General features: G+C 59.5%; 21 protein-coding genes. 14 read left to right on the top strand and 7 right to left on the bottom strand.

Annotated elements, in window-relative coordinates:
- Positions 1-225: 225 nt before the first annotated feature.
- The 3 genes from hrpB to AGR7B_RS14435 all read left to right on the top strand — a co-directional run bounded on the left by hrpB (position 226) and on the right by AGR7B_RS14435 (position 4,710).
- Positions 226-2,712, top strand: coding sequence for an ATP-dependent helicase HrpB (gene hrpB, locus AGR7B_RS14445; RefSeq protein ID WP_080856927.1), 2,487 nt, complete (start codon positions 226-228; stop codon positions 2,710-2,712).
- A gap of 29 nt (positions 2,713-2,741) precedes the next feature.
- Positions 2,742-4,049, top strand: a complete 1,308-nt coding sequence (actS, locus tag AGR7B_RS14440; protein ID WP_080857121.1) for a two-component system sensor histidine kinase ActS — start codon at positions 2,742-2,744, stop codon at positions 4,047-4,049.
- A 73-nt stretch (positions 4,050-4,122) separates the two neighbouring features.
- Entirely contained in the window at positions 4,123-4,710 is a 588-nt protein-coding gene (locus AGR7B_RS14435; RefSeq protein WP_065656794.1) for an ActR/PrrA/RegA family redox response regulator transcription factor, read from the top strand.
- Between the two features lie 6 nt (positions 4,711-4,716).
- On the opposite strand, the gene AGR7B_RS14430 is transcribed toward AGR7B_RS14435, so the two are convergent.
- Positions 4,717-5,202, bottom strand: a complete 486-nt coding sequence (locus AGR7B_RS14430) for an MmcB family DNA repair protein (protein WP_004444350.1) — start codon at positions 5,200-5,202, stop codon at positions 4,717-4,719.
- Positions 5,203-5,385: 183 nt separating this feature from the next.
- Here AGR7B_RS14430 and AGR7B_RS14425 point away from each other — a divergent pair, with 183 nt between their 5' ends.
- Entirely contained in the window at positions 5,386-6,099 is a 714-nt protein-coding gene (locus AGR7B_RS14425; RefSeq protein ID WP_003521204.1) for a L,D-transpeptidase, read from the top strand.
- Between the two features lie 78 nt (positions 6,100-6,177).
- Here the strand turns inward: AGR7B_RS14425 and AGR7B_RS14420 are convergent, their stop codons facing one another.
- The 4 genes from AGR7B_RS14420 to hslV form a co-directional block, all read right to left on the bottom strand.
- Complete coding sequence (locus AGR7B_RS14420; RefSeq protein ID WP_080856926.1) at positions 6,178-8,346, bottom strand: malate synthase G; 2,169 nt, start codon at positions 8,344-8,346, stop codon at positions 6,178-6,180.
- A gap of 119 nt (positions 8,347-8,465) precedes the next feature.
- A complete protein-coding gene (locus AGR7B_RS14415; RefSeq protein ID WP_065656796.1) occupies positions 8,466-9,431 on the bottom strand; it encodes a DUF1402 family protein in 966 nt (321 codons plus the stop codon).
- Between the two features lie 199 nt (positions 9,432-9,630).
- The gene (hslU, locus tag AGR7B_RS14410) at positions 9,631-10,938 is read right to left on the bottom strand and encodes an ATP-dependent protease ATPase subunit HslU (protein WP_080856925.1); all 1,308 of its coding nucleotides are present in this window, start codon (positions 10,936-10,938) and stop codon (positions 9,631-9,633) included.
- Between the two features lie 78 nt (positions 10,939-11,016).
- Complete coding sequence (gene hslV / locus AGR7B_RS14405; protein WP_003521197.1) at positions 11,017-11,541, bottom strand: ATP-dependent protease subunit HslV; 525 nt, start codon at positions 11,539-11,541, stop codon at positions 11,017-11,019.
- Positions 11,542-11,742: 201 nt separating this feature from the next.
- Here hslV and hisB point away from each other — a divergent pair, with 201 nt between their 5' ends.
- From hisB to coaA, 7 genes are read left to right on the top strand one after another with little or no spacing between them, the layout of a single operon-like run.
- A complete protein-coding gene (hisB, locus tag AGR7B_RS14400) occupies positions 11,743-12,339 on the top strand; it encodes an imidazoleglycerol-phosphate dehydratase HisB (RefSeq protein ID WP_080856924.1) in 597 nt (198 codons plus the stop codon).
- A gap of 22 nt (positions 12,340-12,361) precedes the next feature.
- Positions 12,362-12,856, top strand: a complete 495-nt coding sequence (locus AGR7B_RS14395) for a DUF2628 domain-containing protein (protein ID WP_080856923.1) — start codon at positions 12,362-12,364, stop codon at positions 12,854-12,856.
- A 1-nt stretch (position 12,857) separates the two neighbouring features.
- Positions 12,858-13,508 carry an imidazole glycerol phosphate synthase subunit HisH gene (gene hisH, locus AGR7B_RS14390; protein ID WP_003521194.1) on the top strand — a complete coding sequence of 217 codons (651 nt, stop codon included), beginning with the start codon at positions 12,858-12,860 and terminating at the stop codon, positions 13,506-13,508.
- Position 13,509: 1 nt separating this feature from the next.
- Entirely contained in the window at positions 13,510-14,253 is a 744-nt protein-coding gene (gene hisA, locus AGR7B_RS14385; protein WP_080856922.1) for a 1-(5-phosphoribosyl)-5-[(5-phosphoribosylamino)methylideneamino]imidazole-4-carboxamide isomerase, read from the top strand.
- A complete protein-coding gene (gene hisF / locus AGR7B_RS14380; RefSeq protein WP_080856921.1) occupies positions 14,250-15,026 on the top strand; it encodes an imidazole glycerol phosphate synthase subunit HisF in 777 nt (258 codons plus the stop codon). The genes hisA and hisF overlap by 4 nt, the downstream gene beginning before the upstream one ends.
- Before the next feature lie 15 nt (positions 15,027-15,041).
- The gene (locus AGR7B_RS14375; protein ID WP_080857120.1) at positions 15,042-15,365 is read left to right on the top strand and encodes a phosphoribosyl-ATP diphosphatase; all 324 of its coding nucleotides are present in this window, start codon (positions 15,042-15,044) and stop codon (positions 15,363-15,365) included.
- The gene (coaA, locus tag AGR7B_RS14370) at positions 15,362-16,363 is read left to right on the top strand and encodes a type I pantothenate kinase (RefSeq protein WP_174036646.1); all 1,002 of its coding nucleotides are present in this window, start codon (positions 15,362-15,364) and stop codon (positions 16,361-16,363) included. Before AGR7B_RS14375 ends, coaA begins: the two co-directional genes overlap by 4 nt.
- Before the next feature lie 18 nt (positions 16,364-16,381).
- Here coaA and arfB read toward each other — a convergent pair whose 3' ends face one another.
- Positions 16,382-16,816, bottom strand: a complete 435-nt coding sequence (gene arfB / locus AGR7B_RS14365) for an alternative ribosome rescue aminoacyl-tRNA hydrolase ArfB (RefSeq protein WP_080856920.1) — start codon at positions 16,814-16,816, stop codon at positions 16,382-16,384.
- Positions 16,817-16,928: 112 nt separating this feature from the next.
- The gene (locus tag AGR7B_RS14360) at positions 16,929-18,539 is read right to left on the bottom strand and encodes a phosphoenolpyruvate carboxykinase (RefSeq protein ID WP_080857119.1); all 1,611 of its coding nucleotides are present in this window, start codon (positions 18,537-18,539) and stop codon (positions 16,929-16,931) included.
- Positions 18,540-18,878: 339 nt separating this feature from the next.
- On the opposite strand from AGR7B_RS14360, the gene chvI reads away from it, so the two are divergent.
- From chvI to AGR7B_RS14345, 3 genes are read left to right on the top strand one after another with little or no spacing between them, the layout of a single operon-like run.
- The gene (gene chvI, locus AGR7B_RS14355) at positions 18,879-19,604 is read left to right on the top strand and encodes a two-component system response regulator ChvI (protein WP_003505377.1); all 726 of its coding nucleotides are present in this window, start codon (positions 18,879-18,881) and stop codon (positions 19,602-19,604) included.
- Positions 19,605-19,662: 58 nt separating this feature from the next.
- Positions 19,663-21,453 carry a two-component system sensor histidine kinase ChvG gene (chvG, locus tag AGR7B_RS14350; protein ID WP_078052255.1) on the top strand — a complete coding sequence of 597 codons (1,791 nt, stop codon included), beginning with the start codon at positions 19,663-19,665 and terminating at the stop codon, positions 21,451-21,453.
- Positions 21,443-21,907 (top strand): HPr kinase/phosphorylase, encoded by a 465-nt coding sequence (locus tag AGR7B_RS14345; RefSeq protein ID WP_080856919.1) that lies wholly within the window; start codon positions 21,443-21,445, stop codon positions 21,905-21,907. Before chvG ends, AGR7B_RS14345 begins: the two co-directional genes overlap by 11 nt.
- Positions 21,908-22,009 lie beyond the last annotated feature (102 nt).

The raw sequence follows: 22,009 nt of genomic DNA, 5'->3' as shown, positions 1-22,009 counted from the left end.
GAAGCGAAGCGAAAACAGGCAAAAGAGACGGAATCTTCCGACATTTAGCCACACGCCCAATGCCTGCCCTCCGGTCCTGACTGCAAATAGCGCGCAAGGAACCGTAACTTTGACGTCGGAGCATTTGCCTGCTCCTTACATACGACTGTCAAAGTGCGGGGCCGTGCATTAGAAACGGCATATGAGACGCTTAAACACCATCCCAGATGCCGCAGGCCTGTTTGCATGACCAGAATGCCCGTTCCTATAAAGACCGAGTTGCCCGAACTTCCCGTCAGTGCCGTTCTCGGCGATATCGCCGAGGCTCTGGCCGGGGCGAAGCGCGCAGTTCTTTCAGCTCCACCGGGCGCGGGTAAAACGACGCTCGTGCCGCTTAATCTTTTGCAGCAGGACTGGCGGGGTGACGGCAAGATCATTCTTCTCGAACCACGCCGGCTTGCCGCCCGTGCCGCAGCCGGGCGCATGGCCGAACTGCTTCACGAGGATGTCGGGCAAACCGTCGGCTATCGCATGCGGCTTGACAATCGCGTCTCCTCGAAAACCCGGATAGAAGTGGTGACCGAAGGCGTGTTTGCCCGGATGGTTCTGGACGATCCTGAACTTGCCGGCGTTTCGACGGTGATTTTCGACGAGTTTCACGAACGTTCGCTCGACGGCGATTTCGGACTGGCGCTTGCACTCGATGTGCAGGGTGGGTTGCGCGACGATCTGCGTATCCTCGTCATGTCCGCCACTCTCGATGTCGAACGCATCAGCACGCTCATGGCAGGCGCGCCGGTCATTCAGAGCCTTGGGCGGACGTTTCCAATCGAGGTCCGTTATGAGGATCGTTGGCAGGGCGTGCCGATTGAAGAGAAAGTCACCAAGGCGATCACCGAAGCCCATGGGTCGGAAACCGGCTCCATCCTCGCCTTTCTACCGGGACAGGCGGAAATTATCCGAACGGCCACGCGGCTGGAGGGACGTTTTCCCGGCGATACGGATATCATCCCGCTTTACGGCAACCTTTCGCAGAAAGAGCAGGATGCAGCGATAAAGCCGGCGCCAGCCGGACGACGCAAGATCGTGCTCACCACCTCGATTGCGGAGACCTCGATTACCATCGATGGCGTGCGTGTGGTGATCGACAGCGGATTGCAGCGACTACCTGTCTTCGAGCCGGCAACGGGAATCACGAGACTGGAGACGGTGCGGGTGTCGCGCGCTTCCGCCGACCAGCGGGCGGGTCGCGCCGGGCGGACAGAACCCGGTGTTGCGATCCGCCTGTGGCATCCGGGGCAGACGGCGGCGCTCAACGCCTTTACGCCACCGCAAATTCTGGCGAGCGATCTTGCCGGCCTTGCGCTCGATCTCGCCTATTGGGGTGTTCAGGATCCCTCTTTTCTTGCCTTTCTGGATATGCCCCCCGAAGCCGCACTTAAAGAATCGGTGGCGCTTCTCAAAAATCTGGGCGCGCTCGACAAAGTCGGAGCGCTGACGCAGCGCGGCCATATGATGCGCGGCCTTTCATTGCCGCCACGGCTGGCGGCAATGGTGATTGCGGCGGCAAGCGAAGGCGCGGGAAAAAAGGCGGCGATGCTCGCCGTCATGCTCACGGAACAGGGGCTCGGCGGAAACGATATCGATCTCGATGAACGGCTGCGGCGCTTTCTTTCCGACAGAAGCGAAAGGGCACAGGCGGCGCGCAAGCTGGCATCGAGGCTGTTCGACGCAATCGGCGACAAAACGGCGACAGTCGAGTTGCCCAGCGAGGCCGGTCCGCTGCTGCTGCATGCTTATCCGGACAGGATCGCGCTTCAGCGCGGCGCGCGGGGACGTTATGTGATGGCCAACGGGCGTGGCGCAGAGCTTGCCGAGACAGAACGGCTGGCGGCGAGCAAAATGCTGGTGGTTGCCGATATTACCGGGCGAGCGGCGCAGCCGCGCATCCTTGCGGCGGCAGGCATAGAGAGGAGCGATGTCGAAGAGCGGATGCCGCATCTCATCGTTCAGCAGGACCAGTTGCTTTTCGACAAGGCGAGCGGCCAGGCGCGCGCGCGAAAGGTGACGCGGCTTGGCGCCATCATCCTCGATGAGACACCCCTGCCCCGTCCCGAGGGCGAGCAGGCGGCACAGGCGCTCGCCAATGGCGTTCGGGAATTCGGCATCGGCATTCTTCCTTTTTCGAAAGAGACGCTGCAGTTGCGCGACAGGATCGGCTTTCTGAACGCCAGTATCGGGGAGCCCTGGCCGGATGTCAGCGACGAGGCATTGCTTTCCAGGCTGGACGAATGGTTCGTCCCTTTTCAGAACGGTGCGCGCAGCCTGCAGGACATCCGGCCCGGCAGCCTCTCCGAAGGGATCCTGTCTCTGGTGCCGCATGAGGTGGCGCGCGATCTCGCCAAGCTGGCGCCGACGCATTTCGAAGCGCCGACGGGCCAACGGCATCCCATTCGTTACGACGCCAGCGAACCGACGCTTTCCATTCGCGTGCAGGAGCTTTTCGGGCTGAGAGCACACCCGTCCATAGCACAGGGGCGGTTGCCGCTATTGCTGGAATTGACCTCCCCGGCGCACAGGCCGATCCAGACGACACGCGATCTTCCCGGCTTCTGGTCAGGGTCCTGGAAGGATGTACGGGCAGATATGCGCGGGCGTTATCCACGCCATCCATGGCCGGAAGACCCGGCATCGGCCCTGCCGACCAGCCGTGCAAAACCGCGCGGGACGTGACGATGATGAACAGGGCAAAGGAGATAAAGGTGGCTGGCCATTCTATCGAAACCACGAGGCTCGGCCGCGCCAGCCGCAGGATAAGGCTGCAGACCATCGTCTGGCTGCGCTGGCTGGCGGTTGCGGGACAGACGGCAACGATCCTCCTTGTCGCTTTCGGGCTCAATTTCCCCCTGCCGCTTCTGGCCTGCGGCCTTCTGATCGCGGCGCTCGCTCTTGCAAATCTGTTTCTCACCGCCCGCTTTCCCTCCACCTATCGTCTGGAGCCCTGGGAAGCGACATTGCTGCTGGCCTTCGACCTGCTGCAATTGACGGCGCTCATTTACATCACCGGCGGACTTTCCAATCCCTTCGCGCCGCTGATCTGCGTGCAGGTCATCATTGCCTTTGCCTCCCAGCCACTGCGACATTCGCTCATTCTCCTCGGCTTTGCCGTCATCTGCTCGACCGCGATCGCTTTTTCACCCTTTCCGGTTCCGTGGTATCCCGGCGAGGTTTTGCCGATCCAGCTTCTGCTGCATGTCGGCACCTGGGTCGCCATCATCGCCACAACCTCTTTTGCTGCCTTTTACGCCTATCGTGTTTCGCATGAGGCAAACCAGCTGGCGGACGCGCTGGCTGCAACCGAGCTGGTGCTGGAGCGGGAAAAACACCTCTCGCAGCTGGATGGGCTGGCGGCGGCAGCGGCGCATGAGCTCGGTACGCCGCTCGCGACCATCAGTGTCGTCGCGAAGGAGATGGAGCGGGAACTCGGAAACGACGAAAAATTTGGCGAAGATATAGCCCTGCTGCGCAGCCAGAGCGAAAGATGCCGCGATATTCTGCGCCGCCTCACCTCGCTTTCCGCCGACAATGAGGAGCACATGCGCCGCCTGCCGCTCTCCTCGCTGATCGAGGAGGTGATGGCGCCGCACCGGGAATTCGGCATCCGCCTCGAACTCGTTGAAAAGAACAATCGCGCCGACGAGCCGGTCGGCATTCGCAATGCCGGCATCATCTACGGTCTTGGCAACCTCATTGAAAACGGCGTGGATTACGCGCGGGAAAAGGTGACCGTGACGGTGGATTACGACCAGCAGAACGTCGCCGTCATCATTGAAGACGATGGGCCGGGTTATGCCCATGACGTGCTTGCCCGTATCGGCGAGCCCTATGTGACCGAACGTCACAATGACACACGGGCCGGCGGGCTCGGGCTCGGACTTTTCATCGCCAAGACCTTGCTGGAGCGCTCCGGCGCCACCGTCACCTTTGAGAATCGCGGCACGAGCGGAACCGGAGCGCGGGTCACAATCGTCTGGCCTCGAGCGCTTATGGACGATAAAAGAAGCCGTTGACTTTACCATCCACGTTGAAGCGGCGATAAGAAGAAGAAAACCAAGCCGACGAAGTTGCCGGAAGGCCGGAAACATGAAGACAGAAGACCAGAACAACTCCACCAGCGCGCCAACGGACGATGTCGACCCGATCGGACCCGACAGATCGCTGCTGATCGTCGATGATGACGGCCCGTTTCTGCGCCGGCTTGCCCGGGCAATGGAAACACGCGGCTTTACCGTCGACACCGCCGAGACGGTGAGCGACGGCATTGCCCGCTCCAGGGCTGCACCGCCGAAATACGCGGTTGTCGATCTGAGGCTTGCGGATGGCAACGGTCTGGAAGTGATCGAGGCCATCAGGCAGAACCGGGACGATACGCAGATCGTCGTTCTGACCGGCTACGGCAATATCGCAACCGCCGTTACCGCCGTGAAGCTTGGAGCGCTGGATTATCTGGCCAAGCCCGCCGATGCGGACGATGTGTTCAATGCGCTGACGCAGCGCAAGGGCGAAAAGACCGAAGTCCCCGAAAACCCGATGTCGGCAGACCGGGTTCGGTGGGAGCATATTCAGCGTGTCTATGAAATGTGCGAGCGCAACGTTTCGGAAACCGCCCGCCGGCTGAACATGCACCGGCGAACGCTGCAACGCATTCTCGCCAAACGCGCCCCCAAATAACGGAAGTCATTCTCCGAAGCTGCGCCCGGTCGTCCATTCCGCCAGCATCAGCCGGGTCGCAGCGGTTCGCGAGAAATCCAGCATTACCGACTTGCGGGTTGCCGGCGGCAATTTATGCTCCGGCGCATCGCGCAGCATATGGGCGCCATATCCATCCGACAGGATCAGCCCGCATTCCTCCGGGAATATGTCGGTCGGCACTTCAGGATGGGTTGCGAAGAACAGCCGGTCGCAATGCAGGCGGTATTCCGGCCATTTGCGATCGACACGGAAATCCTCGATGGAGGATTTGATTTCGATGATCCAGATCTCACCCTTGACCGACAGGCTGATGAGATCGGCCCGTCGCCCGCTTGCAAGCGGCAGTTCGGGCAGCACCGAATGGCGCATTTCGTGCAGAAGCACCTGAACGCCGCGGCGCACCAGCATCGCCTTGTCCGACTGGCGACCGTCTATTAACGGATTATTGTTGGTAACGGAAAGAATAGTCATGGATAAAGGCTGCTGAAGCGTTTGGCCTATTGTTGCAAAAAGGCAATCAACCGGCAATTTTAAATGCCCGACCGTTTCGCGGCGGCGCAACGGCTTGCCAAGAGCGGCTGAATGGAAAATAACCGATTTATCCAATTAAGCCTACTCTTTCGCACAATTTGGCGAATTTTCCGCGAGAACGACATGCGCATCCGTACCCCATTGACCGCACTCGGTCTGACGGCAGCACTGGCTCTGGCCGGCTGCGCCGAAACGACTTCCCAATCCTCCGCTCCGACCTCCGGCAAGATCGCAGCGTCTGTACCGGTTGCTGACCCCGTTCCGGCAAAGGTCGAAACGGTCCAGATCTTCAACGATGTCTACGGTCCCGTGACCGATGCGGGCTATGCGCTGCCGGCCATTCCAATCAATCGTGTGAATGAGAAGTATCGCCGTCAGATCGTCGAATTCCAGACATCCGAACGCGCCGGCACCATCATCGTCAATACGCGTGAGCGTTACCTCTATTACATCCTGTCCGGCAACCGCGCGGTTCGTTACGGCATCGGCGTCGGCAAGGCAGGTTTCGCCTGGGCCGGTGAGGCCTATGTCGCCTGGAAGCAGGAATGGCCGATGTGGCATCCGCCGAAAGAAATGGCGGACCGTAAGCCGGAAGTCGCCAAATATGTCGAGGCTGGCATGGGTCCGGGTCTTACCAACCCGCTCGGCGCGCGCGCCATGTATCTCTTCAATGAAAAGGGACAGGACACGCTGTTCCGCATCCATGGTTCGCCCGAATGGGCCTCGATCGGCACCGCCGCTTCTTCCGGCTGCATCCGCATGATCAATCAGGACGTCATCGACCTTTACAGCCGCGTTCGTCCCGGCCGCAGCACCAAGGTCATCGTGATCCAGTAAAGATCACATACCAGACAAGAAAAAGCCGCCGTGGATTTCCCCCGGCGGCTTTTTTGTTTCTCAGGACTGCTGACGGCTTCAGGCCGCCTGTTTGGCCTTCAGCTCCAGACGACGGCGGTGCAGAACCGGCTCGGTGTAGCCGTTCGGCTGTTCACGGCCCTTCAGCACCAGTTCGACAGCCGCCTGAAATGCCACCGAGCCATCGAAATCGGATGCCATCGGCAGATAGGCCGGATCGCCGGCATTCTGCGCATCGACCACGGCGGCCATGCGCTTCATGGTTTCGACGATCTGGTCCTCTGTCACCACGCCGTGGCGCAGCCAGTTCGCCATGTGTTGTGCGGAGATGCGCAGCGTGGCGCGGTCTTCCATCAGCCCGATATTGTTGATATCCGGCACCTTCGAGCAGCCAACGCCCTGATCGACCCAGCGCACGACGTATCCGAGAATGCCCTGCGCGTTGTTGTCGAGTTCGCGCTGGATTTCTTCCGGCGTCCAGTTGGGACGCGGCGCGACCGGCACCGACAGAATATCGGAAAGCTTCGCCCGGCCGCGGCTTTTCAAACCTTCCTGAACAGCAGCGACATCGACCTTGTGATAATGCGTGGCATGCAGCGTCGCCGCCGTCGGCGATGGCACCCAGGCCGTATTGGCGCCGGCCTTCGGATGCGCGATCTTCTGCTCCAGCATCGCCGCCATCAGGTCCGGCATGGCCCACATGCCCTTGCCGATCTGCGCATGGCCGGAAAGGCCGCATTCGAGGCCGATATCGACGTTCCAGTTCTCGTAAGCCGCGATCCATGCCGCCTGCTTCATGTCGCCCTTGCGGATCATAGGACCCGCCTCCATCGAGGTGTGGATTTCGTCGCCAGTGCGGTCGAGGAAGCCCGTATTGATGAAGACGACGCGATCCTTCGCGGCACGGATGCTTTCCTTGAGGTTGACCGTGGTGCGGCGCTCCTCATCCATGATGCCCATTTTCATGGTGTTGGGCGCCATGCCGACAAGCTTTTCGACCCGGCTGAAGATTTCGTTGGCGAAGGCCACTTCCTCCGGCCCGTGCATCTTCGGCTTGACGACATACATGGAGCCGGCGCGGGAATTCTGACGCCGCCCGGATGGACCGACATCATAAAGGGCGATCAACGCCGTGACGACGGCATCCATGATGCCTTCAGGAACCTCCCGACCATCCCTGTCCAGGATCGCCGGATTGGTCATCAGATGACCGACATTGCGCACCAGCATCAGAGACCTGCCCGGCAGTGTGAGCGCGGAACCACTGGGAGCGGTATAATAACGATCAGGGTTGAGGCTGCGGATGAAGGTCTTTCCGCCCTTGGAGACTTCTTCGGTCAGGTCGCCGCGCATCAGGCCAAGCCAGTTGCCATAAACCAGCACCTTGTCTTCGGCGTCCACGGCGGCAACCGAATCTTCGCAATCCATGATGGTCGTGAGCGCGGATTCGAGAATGACATCGGAGATGCCCGCCTTGTCGCCCTTGCCGATTTCGGTCGTGGGGTCAATGACGATTTCGGTGTGCAAACCATTCTTGCCGAGCAGGATCGTTGCAGGCTTTGTCGCTTCGCCGCTGAAACCCTCAAACTGGGCTGCATCCTTGAGACCAGTCCTGGCGTCGCCGATAGCAAGCTGCAACAGGCCATTTTCGATCTTGAAACCGGTCACCTCGGACCAGCTTCCCGTCTCCAGCGGCGCGGATTCATCGAGGAAGTTTCGCGCCCAGGCAATGACCTTTTCACCGCGCTTCGGATTATACCCCCTGCCCTTCTCCGCACCATCGGCGTCAGAAATAGCATCCGTGCCGTAAAGCGCATCGTAAAGCGAACCCCAGCGGGCATTGGCCGCATTCAGCGCATAACGCGCATTCATGACCGGAACGACGAGCTGCGGGCCGGCAACGGCGGCGATTTCCGGGTCGACATTGCTGGTTTCCACCTGGAAGCCGGGACCTTCCGGCAGCAGATAGCCGATTTCCTTCAGAAAGCCCTCATAGGCGTCAAAATCCGCCGGCGCGCCATTCTGCCGATACCAGCCATCCAGCTTTTCCTGCAGAGCGTCACGCTTTGCCAGCAATTCGCGGTTCTTCGCAGAAAGCTCGTGAACAATGGTCGAAAAACCTTCGAAGAACGCCTCACTGTCCAGACCCGTGCCCGGCAGGACGTCGTCAGTCAGAAAGGCATAAAGCCTGTCATCGATGGAAAGACCGAATTTATTCGTGCGGCTCACATGCGCCTCCTCTATTCTGAAGGCACAGATTGGACGCGGAAACGGCCGCTCGTCAATTGCGGCGGGCAGCCAAATATTATTTCCGTTTTGGAAACAATGCGGGCAATAGTCGCCTTTTTCTACAAAAGCGCCTGCAAATCCTTGATGCGATCATTCACCAGCCAGCCGTAATAATTTTCCTCCGGCAACAGGGGCTGCTCCCCGCCTGAGGCGCGCTGGCGGTTCTTCTGGGCAAGCGCCGCGGCACGCTGCTGCGATCCGCCGACATTATAAAGCGTAGAGGTCACACCCGGATTTTTCGAAATATCCATGTCGGCAATAGATTTATAGTCGTCGATAGACTTGCGGATGGACGCCGCCATGAAAGCGAGCGACCGGTCAGGGTCCATGATGGCGGTGTAGACGGCGGTGGCGTCGTTCTCATCCAGCTTCTCATAGCCCGAAGTTCTGGACACCATATCGGACAACATCAGCGCTGTGAGCGGGTTGATCTGGCCGAGGCCGAAGGTCTGACCGGCATAGAAGGGCTGGAAAAACACGGCGCTGAAACGGTTGTTCGGGTAGGCGACACCATCAACCGTTTTGCCGCGGAAACTGTCTTCCCAGACATCTTCCCGACAGTTCCAGAGGCTGTAGGAATCCTTTTTCGACTGGCATTTGGCAAATTGCGAATGGGTCAGGAACTGCGCAATGGTTTCGTCCTTATAGCCGAAACGGAAGCTGTTGCCCGCATAAGACGCCGCCTTGACGTAATAGGACTGCAGCCGGTCATAGGCGTCGACATTATAGGTATGTTCGCCGACGATCGCGCCTATCATATGGATCGGATCGATGCCGTAGCGCCCGGCCGTCGACTTGATCTTGGCGATCAGCGCCTTGTCGGAGGACAAAAGGTCGATGACCTTCTGGTATTTGCGCTCGAAGGAGGTGTTGGACGCCTTTGTTCTTTTTGCGGAAGCGCCGGGAACGCCGGGCTGTTCGGCATTGCGATTGCCTGGCGGAACGACCGTCGCGGCTTCGACGTAAGAAGACGCGGTGACGGTGAACGTCAAAGCAGCGGCAAATGCCAGAAGAGTTTTGCGCACGAGCGAATGCCTTTTCTCAAGCCTGCGATTTCCGCCAGCGAAAGATGCTGAGGAAACCGGATCATTCCACTAAAGCGGTTCCAACCGGAATGCAGCCCTTCCCATAAACAAAATGCGGGCTGAATGCGAGACAAGGCGGATAAAATAAAAGAGTGCGGCAAATATGGCCGCACTCTTCTTTCTCGTGTCCCTGAAATCTTCAGAGAATATAGCGGGACAAATCCGTATCGGCGGCGAGATCGCCGACATGTTTGCGAACATATTCCTGATCGATCTTGACGGCGGAGCCACCGCGATCGGGCGCATTGAAGGAAATCTCGTCCAGAACACGCTCCATCACCGTCTGCAGACGGCGCGCACCGATATTCTCGACCGACGAATTGAGATGAACAGCCACATCGGCCAGGGCATCGATTGCATCATCGGTGAAATCGAGGTCGAGTTCTTCCGTCGCCATCAGCGCTTTATACTGGCGGATGAGGCTTGCTTCCGTCTCCGTCAGGATACGGCGGAAATCCTCCTTGGTCAGCGGCTTCAGCTCCACACGGATCGGCAGACGGCCCTGAAGCTCCGGCAGAAGATCCGACGGCTTTGCCACATGGAAGGCGCCCGATGCGATGAAAAGAACGTGGTCGGTTTTTACCGGCCCGTATTTCGTCGAAACCGTCGTGCCTTCGACAAGCGGCAGCAGATCGCGCTGCACGCCTTCGCGCGAGACGCCGGCGCCCATGCCGCCGTCGCGGGCGGCGATCTTGTCGATTTCGTCAAGGAAGACGATGCCGTCATTTTCGACCGATTTCACCGCCTCGCGCTGGATCATTTCATTGTCGAGCAGCTTGTCGGATTCATCGCGGATCAGATCGGCATAGGATTTCGATACCGTCGTGCGCACCTTCTTGGTGCGGCCGCCCATGGCCTTGCCGAACATTTCCGACAGGTTGAGAACGCCGATATTGGCGCCCGGCATGCCGGGAATTTCGAAACCGGGCATGCCCGATCCGCTATCCGCCACTTCGATGTCGATTTCCTTGTCGTCCAGTTCGCCGTCGCGCAGCTTCTTGCGGAAGCTTTCACGCGTACCGGGCGATGCGGTTGCGCCAACCAGCGCATCGAGCACCCGCTCTTCGGCGCTTTGATGCGCCTTGGCCTGTACTTCGGCGCGCTTCTTTTCACGCACGAGGCCGATGCCGATCTCGACCAGATCGCGAATAATCTGTTCGACATCGCGGCCGACATAACCGACTTCGGTGAATTTCGTCGCCTCGACCTTGATGAAGGGCGCGCCGGCCAGCTTTGCGATGCGGCGGGAAATCTCCGTCTTGCCGACACCGGTCGGCCCGATCATGAGAATGTTTTTCGGCATGACTTCGTCGCGCAGGCTCTCATCGAGCTGCTGGCGGCGCCAACGGTTGCGCAGCGCAATCGCCACCGCGCGTTTTGCATCATGCTGGCCGATGATGTGGCGGTCGAGTTCCGAGACGATTTCCCGGGGAGAAAAAGTGGTCATTCTATCCTCTCGGCTTTCCTGTTCCGGCCGGCCATTCCGGCCCGGCCCACAGGACCCTTGGGTGAGAAATTGGGTTTCTTATTCGGCGTCGAGCGTTTCGACGACGAGATTGTGGTTGGTATAAACGCAGATATCGGCGGCAATATCGAGCGACTGGCGCGCCACCTCTTCAGCCGATTTGTCCGTGTCCATCATGGCGCGGGCAGCCGCAAAGGCGTAATTGCCGCCGGAACCGATGGCGATCGCGCCGTGCTCAGGCTCCAGCACATCGCCATTGCCGGTGATGGCAAGCGTGGTGGATTTATCGGCCACCAGCATCATGGCTTCGAGATTGCGCAGATATTTATCTGTACGCCAGTCCTTCGCAAGCTCTACGGCGGCGCGCATGAGCTGGCCCGGATATTGCTCGAGTTTCTTTTCAAGACGGTCAAGCAACGTAAAAGCATCCGCCGTTGCACCGGCAAAACCGGCAATCACTTCACCCTTGCCGATGCGGCGAACCTTGCGGGCATTGCCCTTCATGACCGTCTGGCCAAGGCTTACCTGCCCGTCGCCAGCCATGACGACCTTGCCGCCCTTTCTGACTGTAATAATTGTTGTCATCAAACACCTGTCTGCCCTGCCGGGCCTGCGGTTAACGGGCCGGGATGCGGCCCTTCTCGGGTTCTATGTAAGTTTGCTTTTCACGATTGCAATCTTCGAGGCGACGCACCGTTTTGAGCATGTCAGGCAAGACGATGGAACAACTGGATATTTGTGTCCCGTGCTGATAAGGAACGGCAACATTTTCACGGAGCGGCCAAAATGGCAGAACGTAAAGGCGAGATTATCCGCAAGACCAACGAAACCGCGGTTTCGGTGCGTGTGGATATCGACGGCACCGGCAAATCGAAAATTTCCACCGGCGTGGGATTTTTCGACCATATGCTGGACCAGCTCAGCCGCCATTCGCTGATCGACATGGAGATCGATGTTCAGGGCGACCTGCACATCGATGACCACCACACCGTGGAGGATACCGGCATCGCCATTGGCCAGGCGATCGCGAAAGCGCTTGGCGACCGGCGGGGTATTACCCGCTACGCCTCCCTCGATCTTGCCATGGACGAGACGATGACCAAAGCCGCCGTCGATATTTCCGGCCGGCCGTTCCTCGTCTGGAACGTCAATTTTTCCGCGCCGAAGATCGGCACTTTCGACACGGAGCTGGTGCGCGAGTTCTTTCAGGCGCTCGCCCAGAATGCCGGCATTACGCTGCATATCCTGAACCATTACGGCGCCAACAACCATCATATCGCCGAGACATGCTTCAAGGCCGTTGCCCGCGTTCTTCGCACGGCAACCGAGATCGACCCCCGGCAGGCAGGCCGCGTTCCCTCGACAAAGGGCATGCTGGCCTGACGCCCAAGCTGTCAGGAAGCCCATGACAAGCTATCTCGTTCTGGAAGCCCCCAACGGGCCGGACAGGGACCACAAGACGACCCGCTTTGTTGCAGACCGTTTCGTCTGGCTTGCTCTCATTGCGCCATGGTTATGGCTTGCGATCAACCGGCTGTGGCTAGCAACGGCTCTCGTTGTCGTCGCCCTCGTTGCGGCGGGGCAGGCTTCGATATTAGCCGGATTCGAACCGGTTGGCATTCTCTGCGGTTTCGCCATCGGGCTCATCACGGCGCTGGAGGGACGCGATTTTCTCGTCCGGCACCTGATCCGCAAGGGCTGGACGCTGACATCCGTCGTTTCCGCCCCTGATCTTTCGAGCGCCGAAGACATATATTTCTCCGGTCTCTCCGAAAACACCGAGAGGGCGGAACAGCTGTCCCAGCCGGTCTGGACCCCCTCGCCGCAAAAGAGCGGCGGCAAAAACTTCGTCAACGATCCCGCCGGATCGTTTCTTTTCGACTTGAATGGAAGGCGCTGACATGCGTGTCGCGATCATCGACTACGGTTCGGGCAATCTGCGTTCGGCCACAAAAGCTTTCGAGCGTGCCGCCCGCGAAGCCGGCATCAATGCAACCATCGACCTGACCGACAAGCCGGATCATGTCGCCTCGGCGGATCGCATCGTTTTGCCGGGCGTCGGCGCCTATGCGGATTGCCGCGCCGGTCTAGACGCTGTTCCCGGCATGCATGACGCACTCATCGAAGCTGTGGAGAAAAAGGCCCATCCCTTCCTCGGCATTTGCGTCGGCATGCAGCTCATGTCCTCGCGCGGGCTGGAAAAGACTGTCAGCACCGGGCTCGGCTGGATCGAAGGCGATGTCGTGGAAATGACGCCATCCGATCCCAGCCTCAAGATTCCGCAGATCGGCTGGAACACGCTGGAAATCCGCCACGCACACCCTCTTTTCGACGGCATCAAGACCGGCGCGGACGGGTTGCACGCCTATTTCGTGCATTCCTATCATCTGGCCGCCAAGCATTCGACGGATGTCATCGCCACCACCAATTACGGTGGCGCGATGACGGCTTTCGTCGGTCGCGACAATATGGCGGGTGCGCAATTCCACCCGGAAAAGAGCCAGACGCTCGGCCTTGCCCTGATTTCCAATTTCCTGCGCTGGAAGCCCTGACATGATTCTTTTTCCCGCAATCGACCTTAAAGACGGCCAGTGCGTTCGCCTGAAACTCGGCGATATGGACCAGGCCACCGTTTATAACGAGGACCCCGGCGCGCAGGCGAAGGCCTTTGAGGATCAGGGCTTCGAATGGCTGCATGTCGTTGATCTCAACGGCGCATTCGCCGGCCAGACCGTGAATGGCGAGGCAGTCGACGCCATTCTGAAAGCCACGAAAAACCCGGTACAGCTGGGTGGCGGCATCCGCACGCTCGATCATATCGAAGCGTGGCTGAGCCGTGGGCTTGCCCGTGTCATTCTCGGGACCGTTGCGGTGCGCGACCCGGTTCTGGTCATCGAAGCCTGCAAGCGTTTCCCCGGCCAGGTCGCCGTCGGCATCGATGCCAAGGGCGGCAAGGTCGCTGTTGAGGGCTGGGCGGAAGCGTCCGAACTCGGCGTCATCGAACTGGCCAAACGTTTCGAGGGTGCCGGCGTCGCCGCCATCGTCTATACCGATATCGATCGCGACGGCATTCTGGCCGGCATCAACTGGGCTTCGACGCTGGAACTGGCCGACGCCGTTTCCATCCCGGTCATTGCCTCCGGCGGTCTCGCCTCCATCGACGACATCAAGCGCATGTTGCAGCCGGATGCCGCAAAGCTCGAAGGCGCGATTTCCGGCCGAGCGCTTTACGACGGCCGTATCGACCCTGCTGAGGCGCTTGCCCTTATCAAGGCTGCAAAGGAGGTAAACGCATGACCCTCAAAGCCCGCGTTATTCCCTGCCTCGATGTGAAAGACGGCCGTGTCGTCAAGGGCGTGAACTTCGTCGACCTGATCGACGCCGGCGACCCGGTCGAGGCAGCGAAAGCCTATGATGCGGCGGGAGCGGACGAACTCTGCTTCCTCGACATCACCGCCTCTTCGGATAATCGCGACACGATCTTCGATGTCGTCTCGCGCACAGCCGATCATTGCTTCATGCCACTGACCGTCGGTGGCGGGGTTCGCAGCGTCGCGGATATTCGCAAGCTGCTTCTCTGCGGTGCCGATAAGGTCTCCATCAATTCCGCAGCGGTGAAGGATCCGGATTTCGTGGCGCAGGCGGCCGACAAGTTCGGTAACCAATGCATCGTTGTTTCCATCGACGCCAAGCGGGTTTCGAAGGATGGGGAAAAAGGCCGCTGGGAAATCTTCACCCATGGCGGACGCCAGCCCACCGGTATCGACGCCGTGGAATTCGCCGTGAAGATGGTCGAACGTGGCGCCGGCGAATTGCTTGTTACCTCGATGGATCGCGACGGCACCAAGAGCGGATACGATATCGGCCTGACACGCAGCATTGCCGATCAGGTTCGCGTGCCCGTCATAGCCTCCGGCGGCGTCGGCACGCTGGACGATCTGGTGGCGGGCGTTCGTGATGGTCACGCGACTGCGGTGCTTGCCGCCTCCATCTTCCACTTCGGCACCTATTCGATCGGGCAAGCCAAGACCTACATGGCGGAGCACGGCATCGCCATGCGTCTCGACTGATTGCAGGAATTTCCCATGAGCGCATTTTCCCTTTCCGATCTGGAGCACATCGTCGCGACCCGTGCCGCTGCCTCCCCTGACGAATCCTGGACGGCCAAGCTGGTTGCGGCGGGCCAGGAGCGTGCGGCGAAAAAACTCGGCGAAGAGGCGGTCGAAGCCGTTATCGCGGCCATCGCGAAAGATCGCGACGGGCTGAAGAACGAGGCGGCCGATCTGCTCTACCATCTGCTGGTGGTGCTGAAGATCGCAGATATTCCGTTGAATGACGTTTTTGCCGAGCTGGAGCGTCGTACGGGGCAAACCGGCCTTGCGGAAAAATCGGCGAGGCCGACATCATGAATGTCGAGGCAGGCAGCGGGGAGAGAGGCATGCCGAGCACACTCGATCATTTCCGACCGGATGAATATTCGCCCTACCACTTCTTCAGTTCCGAAGAATGGTCGAAGTTTCGTGCCGATACACCACTGACGCTTTCCGCCGACGAGGTCAAACGGCTGCGCTCGCTGGACGATCCGATCGATCTGGATGAAGTGCGGCGCATCTATCTGTCGCTCTCGCGCCTCCTGTCATCGCATGTGGAGGCGTCGCAGCTGCTGTTCGAACAGCGCAACCGCTTCCTCAACATGGCGGATGTCAACAAGACGCCTTTCGTTATCGGCATTGCCGGCTCCGTGGCGGTTGGAAAATCGACGACGGCGCGTATCCTGAAGGAGCTTCTGGCGCGCTGGCCCTCCAGCCCCAAGGTCGATCTCATCACGACAGACGGATTTCTTTATCCGAATGAGGTTCTACGGCGCGAGAACCTGATGGAGCGCAAGGGTTTTCCCGAAAGCTACGATATCGGCGCGCTCCTGCGTTTCCTGTCGGCGATCAAGGCGGGCCAGCCGAATGTGAAGGCGCCGCGTTATTCGCACCTGACCTACGACGTTCTGCCGAACGAGTTCACTGTCATCGACCAGCCGGATATTCTCATCTTCGAAGGCATCAACGTGCTGCAATCGCGCGATTTGCCGGCGGGTGGACGGATCGTGCCAATTGTTTCCGACTTCTTCGATTTCTCGATCTATATCGATGCCGATGAGGGCCTTATTCACAACTGGTATGTGAACCGGTTCATGAATCTGAGAAAAACTGCCTTCCGCGATCCCAGTTCGTTCTTCAATCGTTATGCCTCGATCAGTGAAGAAGCGGCGTTGAGCATTGCCGAAGGGCTCTGGCAGAACATCAACCTGAAGAATCTGCGCCAGAACATCGTGCCGACGCGCCCGCGCGCCGATCTCATCCTGCGCAAGGGCAGGAACCATCTGATCGACACCGTTGCGCTTCGTAAGCTCTGAAAATCAAGCACCTTCGGATTAGTCGCCGGAGGGCTTGCCGCGCATCTTCTTGATATCCGAACGGCCGGACTTTGCCTTCAGACGACGCTCGACCGAGCCTTTTGTCGGCTTGGTGGCCTTGCGAACCGGTGGCGGCGGAGCCGCCGCCTCCAGGATCAACTCCTTAAGCCGCTCGCGTGCATCTTCGCGATTGCGCTCCTGGCTGCGAAACCGGCTTGCCTCGATCATCAGCACGCCGTCTTTCGACACACGCCTGCCACCCAGACGCAGCGCATTGGCCTTCACCCGGTCCGAAAGCGATGGCGAATTGGCAACGTCGAAAAACAGCTGAACCGCCGTCGAGACCTTGTTGACGTTCTGGCCGCCCGGCCCGCCGGCCAGCACGAATTGCTCCGTCAGCTCCCAGCCGGCGATGGTAATACGGTTGCTGATGTAAAGCGGGTCGCTGGCCATGATCTTTCTCCGCGCCGGTGATGCCACAGATCGGCAGGAATGGAAACAGCAGGCCAAGCGAAAGAACCCGGCACAAGGCCGGGTCCCCTCCTCCTCATAAATGAGGCTTCATTCATTCAGCCGCGAGCAAGAGGCCCGGTGCAGCGTCGCGAACCTTGCTATCGACGTGATCTTCGAACTTGGTGAAGTTCGTGACGAACATGGAGACCAGCTTCTTTGCCTGCGCGTCATAGGCTGCGCCATCGGCCCAGGTCGAACGCGGATCGAGGATCGCGCTGTCGACGCCATCCAGCGACAACGGCACGGCGAAACCGAAATTCGCGTCGGTGCGGCATTCCGCATTCTTCAGGTCGCCGGTCAGTGCGGCGGTCAGAAGCGCGCGGGTCGCCTTGATGGGCATGCGCTTGCCGATGCCGTAAGCACCGCCGGTCCAACCGGTATTGACCAGCCAGCAATCCACACCATGCTTACCGATCAGTTCGCGCAGCAGGTTGCCGTATTCCGCCGGGTGGCGCGGCATGAAGGGTGCGCCGAAGCAGGTGGAGAAGGTCGCTTCCGGCTCGGTCACGCCCTTTTCCGTGCCGGCGACCTTTGCGGTGTAACCGGAGAGGAAGTGATACATGGCCTGTTCCGGCGTCAGCCGGGCAATCGGCGGCAGCACGCCGAAGGCATCCGCCGTGAGCATGATGATCGTCTTCGGATGGCCGGCAATGCCCGTTTCCGATGCATTCGGAATGAAGTGCAGCGGATAGGCGCTGCGGGTATTTTCCGTCAGCGAGTTGTCGTTGAAATCGGGAACGCGGTTTTCGTCCAGCACGACGTTCTCGAGAACCGTGCCGAAACGGCGGGTCGCGGCGTAGATTTCCGGCTCGGCTTCGGCCGAAAGCTTGATCGCCTTGGCATAGCAGCCACCTTCGAAGTTGAAGATGCCGTGCTCGCCCCAGCCATGTTCGTCATCGCCGATCAGCGTGCGCGAAGGATCGGCAGACAGCGTGGTTTTGCCAGTGCCGGAGAGGCCGAAGAACACAGCGGAATCACCCTGCGGACCGACATTGGCGGAGCAATGCATGGGCATGACGCCCTCGGCCGGCAGCAGGTAGTTCAGCACCGTGAAGACCGACTTCTTGTTTTCGCCGGCATAGGACGTGCCGCCGATGAGGACGAGGCCGTTGGTCAGATCGCAGGCGATGACGGTTTCCGAACGCACGCCGTGACGGGCCGGATCGGCCTTGAAGCTCGGCAGGTTGATGATGGTGAGCTTCTGTTTGAAACCCGCCAGTTTTTCCCGCTTCGGACGGATCAGCAGATTGCGGATGAACAGCGAATGCCAGGCAAGTTCGGTGACGACGCGTGTCGGCAGAGCATTTTCCTCATCGGCACCGCCGATCAGGTCCTGCACGTAAAGCGTCTTGCCGGCGGCATGGGCCAGCATGTCCTTGCGCAGCAGCTCGAAATTTTCCGGCGAAAGCGGCTTGTTGTTATCCCACCAGATGGTGTTCTCGGTGGACGCGTCGCGGACCACGAACTTGTCCTTCGGAGAACGGCCCGTGTGCTGGCCGGTGACGGCGCGCAGCGCGCCATCGATGGTCAGTTCGGCCTCGCCATTGCGGATCGCCTCTTCGTATAATTCGCTCTCGTTGAGGTTATAAAAGACGCGGGAGGCCTCGCCCAGTCCGAGTTCCGCAACTCCATTGGCAGGATTATGAACCCCAAGCTCGTTCATGACGCGTTCCTTGTTAATGACGATAAGGACGTTGAAATTTCCTCGGAAAATACGTGGCAGCTTTTGGAAACGCAAGAGCATAACTTTAAAAAACTTAGTGATTTCAATATATTAATCGATTTAAAAGATTTTATTTCTTTTTAAATCGGTTGAAGACGCATTAAAATCCAGCTGCGGCCTTTTCGCAAAATCCGCTCCCGCCTGAGCGGCGATTTCGGAGCGAGTTTTCCTTTGCCACAATTTGTTCCACCTTTATACTCAAGAGAGTGGCTCGCGGCGCGCAACCTTGGCTGGGTGAATGTCGGGAGTTACGAGAAAATGACGATGGAGACCAACTACATGCAGACGATCGCGCTTGTCGACGATGACCGGAATATTCTGACTTCGGTATCGATCGCGCTCGAAGCCGAAGGCTACCGGGTCGAAACGTATACGGACGGCGCTTCCGCGCTTGACGGGTTGATCGCCCGTCCGCCGCAGCTCGCCATTTTCGATATTAAGATGCCACGCATGGACGGCATGGAGCTTTTGCGGCGTCTTCGCCAGAAGTCGGATCTGCCGGTCATCTTCCTCACCTCCAAGGATGAAGAGATCGACGAATTGTTCGGCCTGAAGATGGGTGCGGACGACTTCATCACGAAACCCTTCTCGCAGCGCCTTCTGGTGGAACGCGTCAAGGCCATCCTGCGCCGCGCCAGCAGCCGCGAGGCGTCCGCCGCAACCGGCAGCGTGCTGAAGCCGACCGCCGATCAGCAGGCGCGTACGCTGGAACGCGGGCAGCTCGCCATGGACCAGGAACGCCACACCTGCACCTGGAAAGGTGAGCCGGTGACGTTGACGGTCACCGAATTCCTCATTCTGCATTCGCTGGCGCAGCGGCCGGGCGTGGTGAAAAGCCGCGACGCGCTGATGGATGCCGCCTATGACGAACAGGTCTATGTGGATGACCGCACCATCGACAGCCACATCAAGCGCCTTCGCAAGAAGTTCAAACTGGTCGATGGCGACTTCGATATGATTGAAACGCTTTATGGCGTAGGATATCGCTTCCGCGAAGCGGCTTGAACAAGCCGACTCGCGCAGAAGGGGCCACCCGATATGGGGGTGGTGAGGACTTGAATACGTGTTGAAGAAAACGCCGGAAACCGTCTCGGACAGCGACGATGCCGAAGAACGCGGCAGCGAACGCCGCCATCGTATCCATCCGCTGACGATCATCCGACGCATTTTCGGCAATGCGGTGTTTTCCAGCCTCACGCGCCGCATCCTGTTCTTCAACGTCGCGGCGACGGTTGTTCTGGTCGGCGGCATTCTCTACCTCAATCAGTTCCGCGAGGGGCTGATCGATGCGCGCGTGGAAAGCCTGCTGACGCAGGGCGAGATCATCGCTGGCGCTGTCTCCGCTTCCGCCTCGGTCGATACCAATTCGATTACCATCAATCCGGAAAAGCTGCTCGAATTGCAGGCGGGGCAAAGCATCACCCCTGCCCCTAATGACGAGGATTTGAGTTTCCCGATCAATCCGGAACGGGTGGCGCCGGTGCTACGACGGCTGATTTCGCCGACGCGTACCCGCGCGCGGCTGTTCGATGCCGACGCCAATCTGCTGCTCGATTCACGTCATCTTTATTCGCGCGGTCAGGTTCTGCGCTTCGACCTGCCGCCGGTAACGCCGGAGACGCAGACCTGGGGCGACTGGTTCACCAGCATGTTCAACCGCATGCTGCAGCCGAGCAGCCTGCCGCAATATAAGGAAGCGCCTGGCGGCGACGGCTCGATCTATCCCGAAGTGATGAATGCGTTGACCGGCGTGCGCGGCGCGGTGGTGCGCGTCACTGAAAAGGGCGAGCTGATCGTTTCAGTTGCCGTGCCGGTGCAACGCTTCCGGGCGGTGCTCGGCGTTCTGCTGCTCTCAACGCAGGCGGGCGATATCGACAAGATCGTGCATGCGGAGCGCCTCGCCATCATGCGTGTCTTCGGCATCGCCACGCTGGTCAATATCGTGCTGTCGCTGCTCCTGTCATCCACCATCGCCACACCGCTGCGGCGGCTTTCCGCTGCCGCAATCCGCGTGCGCCGCGGGGCGAGAACCCGCGAGGAAATACCGGATTTCTCGGCGCGTCAGGATGAGATCGGCAATCTTTCGATTGCACTGCGTGAAATGACGACGGCGCTTTACGACCGTATCGACGCCATCGAAAGCTTCGCCGCCGATGTCAGCCATGAGCTCAAGAACCCGCTGACCTCGCTGCGCAGCGCCGTGGAAACCCTGCCGCGCGCCAAGACCGAAGAGTCGAAACAGCGCCTGACCGAAATCATCTTCCACGATGTGCGCCGCCTCGACCGCCTGATCAGCGACATTTCAGATGCCTCGCGGCTCGACGCCGAACTGGCGCGCGCCGACGCCTCGCCGCTCGATCTCGATGTGCTGATGAAGGGTCTGGTGGATATATCCCGCCAGATAAGCACCAAGAAGAAAAGCGTGACGATAGACTATGTCGTCGACCGGAAAGCGGGCGCGAAAACCTCATTCGTGGTGAATGGCCACGACCTGCGTATCGGCCAGATCGTCACCAACCTCATCGAGAATGCGCGCTCCTTCGTTACCGAGGAAAGCGGTCGCATCACCGTGCGCCTTTCCCGTCACAAGGATCGCTGCATCGTGCAGGTGGAGGACAACGGGCCCGGCATTCAGGCCGAAGACATCGACCGGATTTTCGAGCGCTTCTACACCGACCGGCCGGCGAGCGAAGGGTTCGGACAGAATTCCGGCCTTGGCCTTTCGATCAGCCGCCAGATCGCCGAAGCCCATGGCGGCAGTTTGCGGGCGGAAAACGTGGTCGACAAATATGGCGTGATTTCCGGCGCGCGATTCACCTTGTCGCTGCCAGCGGCCGAAACCCATGAACGCTGAACGCTTCAACCTGCACGCCACCGCCATCACCGTTCAAAACACCGGCATCCTTTTCGTCGGGCCGTCGGGCAGCGGCAAAAGCGAGCTTGCCTTCAGCTTCCTGACGGAGGCGGAACGCTGCGGATTGCCGGCGGCGCTGATCGCGGACGATCAGATTTTCGTGTATCGCGATGGCGACAACATCATTGCCGAGCGGCCCGAAGCAATTGCCGGCCTGCTGGAATTGCGCGGTAGCGGTATTGTTACCTTCAAAAGCATTGCGCGCGCTCCACTACATTTTGCGGTCACGACAGTCCTTTCAGGGACGAATCCAAGACTTCCCGAAGATGACGAGGTGTTTTCCCTGCCCTGCGGCGGGCACATCAGGCTTCTGCGCATTCCGCTTTCCAGTCTTACGCCCTATGGAAAATTTGCTGCACTTGCTCAGAATCTTTTTGAAACGAATGTGAAGTGACGATGATTCGGGCGATTTTAGGCTTGCGATTCGCATTTTCCTCATCAAGATGAAATCCCACCGATGGACAGGATTGCCGCGTTGCGATAGTCGGCAATGAGA

The organism is Agrobacterium deltaense RV3 (assembly GCF_900013505.1).
Classification (GTDB): Bacteria; Pseudomonadota; Alphaproteobacteria; order Rhizobiales; family Rhizobiaceae; genus Agrobacterium; species Agrobacterium leguminum.
This window is presented reverse-complemented; position numbering and strand designations above follow the sequence as displayed.

Coding starts and splice junctions, on each gene's coding strand:
- hrpB (WP_080856927.1), top strand. CDS start 226: ATGACCAGAATGCCCGTTCCTATAAAGACCGAGTTGCCCGAACTTCCC.
- AGR7B_RS14435 (WP_065656794.1), top strand. CDS start 4,123: ATGAAGACAGAAGACCAGAACAACTCCACCAGCGCGCCAACGGACGAT.
- AGR7B_RS14430 (WP_004444350.1), bottom strand. CDS start 5,202: ATGACTATTCTTTCCGTTACCAACAATAATCCGTTAATAGACGGTCGC.
- AGR7B_RS14425 (WP_003521204.1), top strand. CDS start 5,386: ATGCGCATCCGTACCCCATTGACCGCACTCGGTCTGACGGCAGCACTG.
- hslU (WP_080856925.1), bottom strand. CDS start 10,938: ATGACCACTTTTTCTCCCCGGGAAATCGTCTCGGAACTCGACCGCCAC.
- hslV (WP_003521197.1), bottom strand. CDS start 11,541: ATGACAACAATTATTACAGTCAGAAAGGGCGGCAAGGTCGTCATGGCT.
- hisB (WP_080856924.1), top strand. CDS start 11,743: ATGGCAGAACGTAAAGGCGAGATTATCCGCAAGACCAACGAAACCGCG.
- AGR7B_RS14395 (WP_080856923.1), top strand. CDS start 12,362: ATGACAAGCTATCTCGTTCTGGAAGCCCCCAACGGGCCGGACAGGGAC.
- hisH (WP_003521194.1), top strand. CDS start 12,858: ATGCGTGTCGCGATCATCGACTACGGTTCGGGCAATCTGCGTTCGGCC.
- hisA (WP_080856922.1), top strand. CDS start 13,510: ATGATTCTTTTTCCCGCAATCGACCTTAAAGACGGCCAGTGCGTTCGC.
- hisF (WP_080856921.1), top strand. CDS start 14,250: ATGACCCTCAAAGCCCGCGTTATTCCCTGCCTCGATGTGAAAGACGGC.
- AGR7B_RS14375 (WP_080857120.1), top strand. CDS start 15,042: ATGAGCGCATTTTCCCTTTCCGATCTGGAGCACATCGTCGCGACCCGT.
- coaA (WP_174036646.1), top strand. CDS start 15,362: ATGAATGTCGAGGCAGGCAGCGGGGAGAGAGGCATGCCGAGCACACTC.
- arfB (WP_080856920.1), bottom strand. CDS start 16,816: ATGGCCAGCGACCCGCTTTACATCAGCAACCGTATTACCATCGCCGGC.
- AGR7B_RS14360 (WP_080857119.1), bottom strand. CDS start 18,539: ATGAACGAGCTTGGGGTTCATAATCCTGCCAATGGAGTTGCGGAACTC.
- chvI (WP_003505377.1), top strand. CDS start 18,879: ATGCAGACGATCGCGCTTGTCGACGATGACCGGAATATTCTGACTTCG.
- AGR7B_RS14345 (WP_080856919.1), top strand. CDS start 21,443: ATGAACGCTGAACGCTTCAACCTGCACGCCACCGCCATCACCGTTCAA.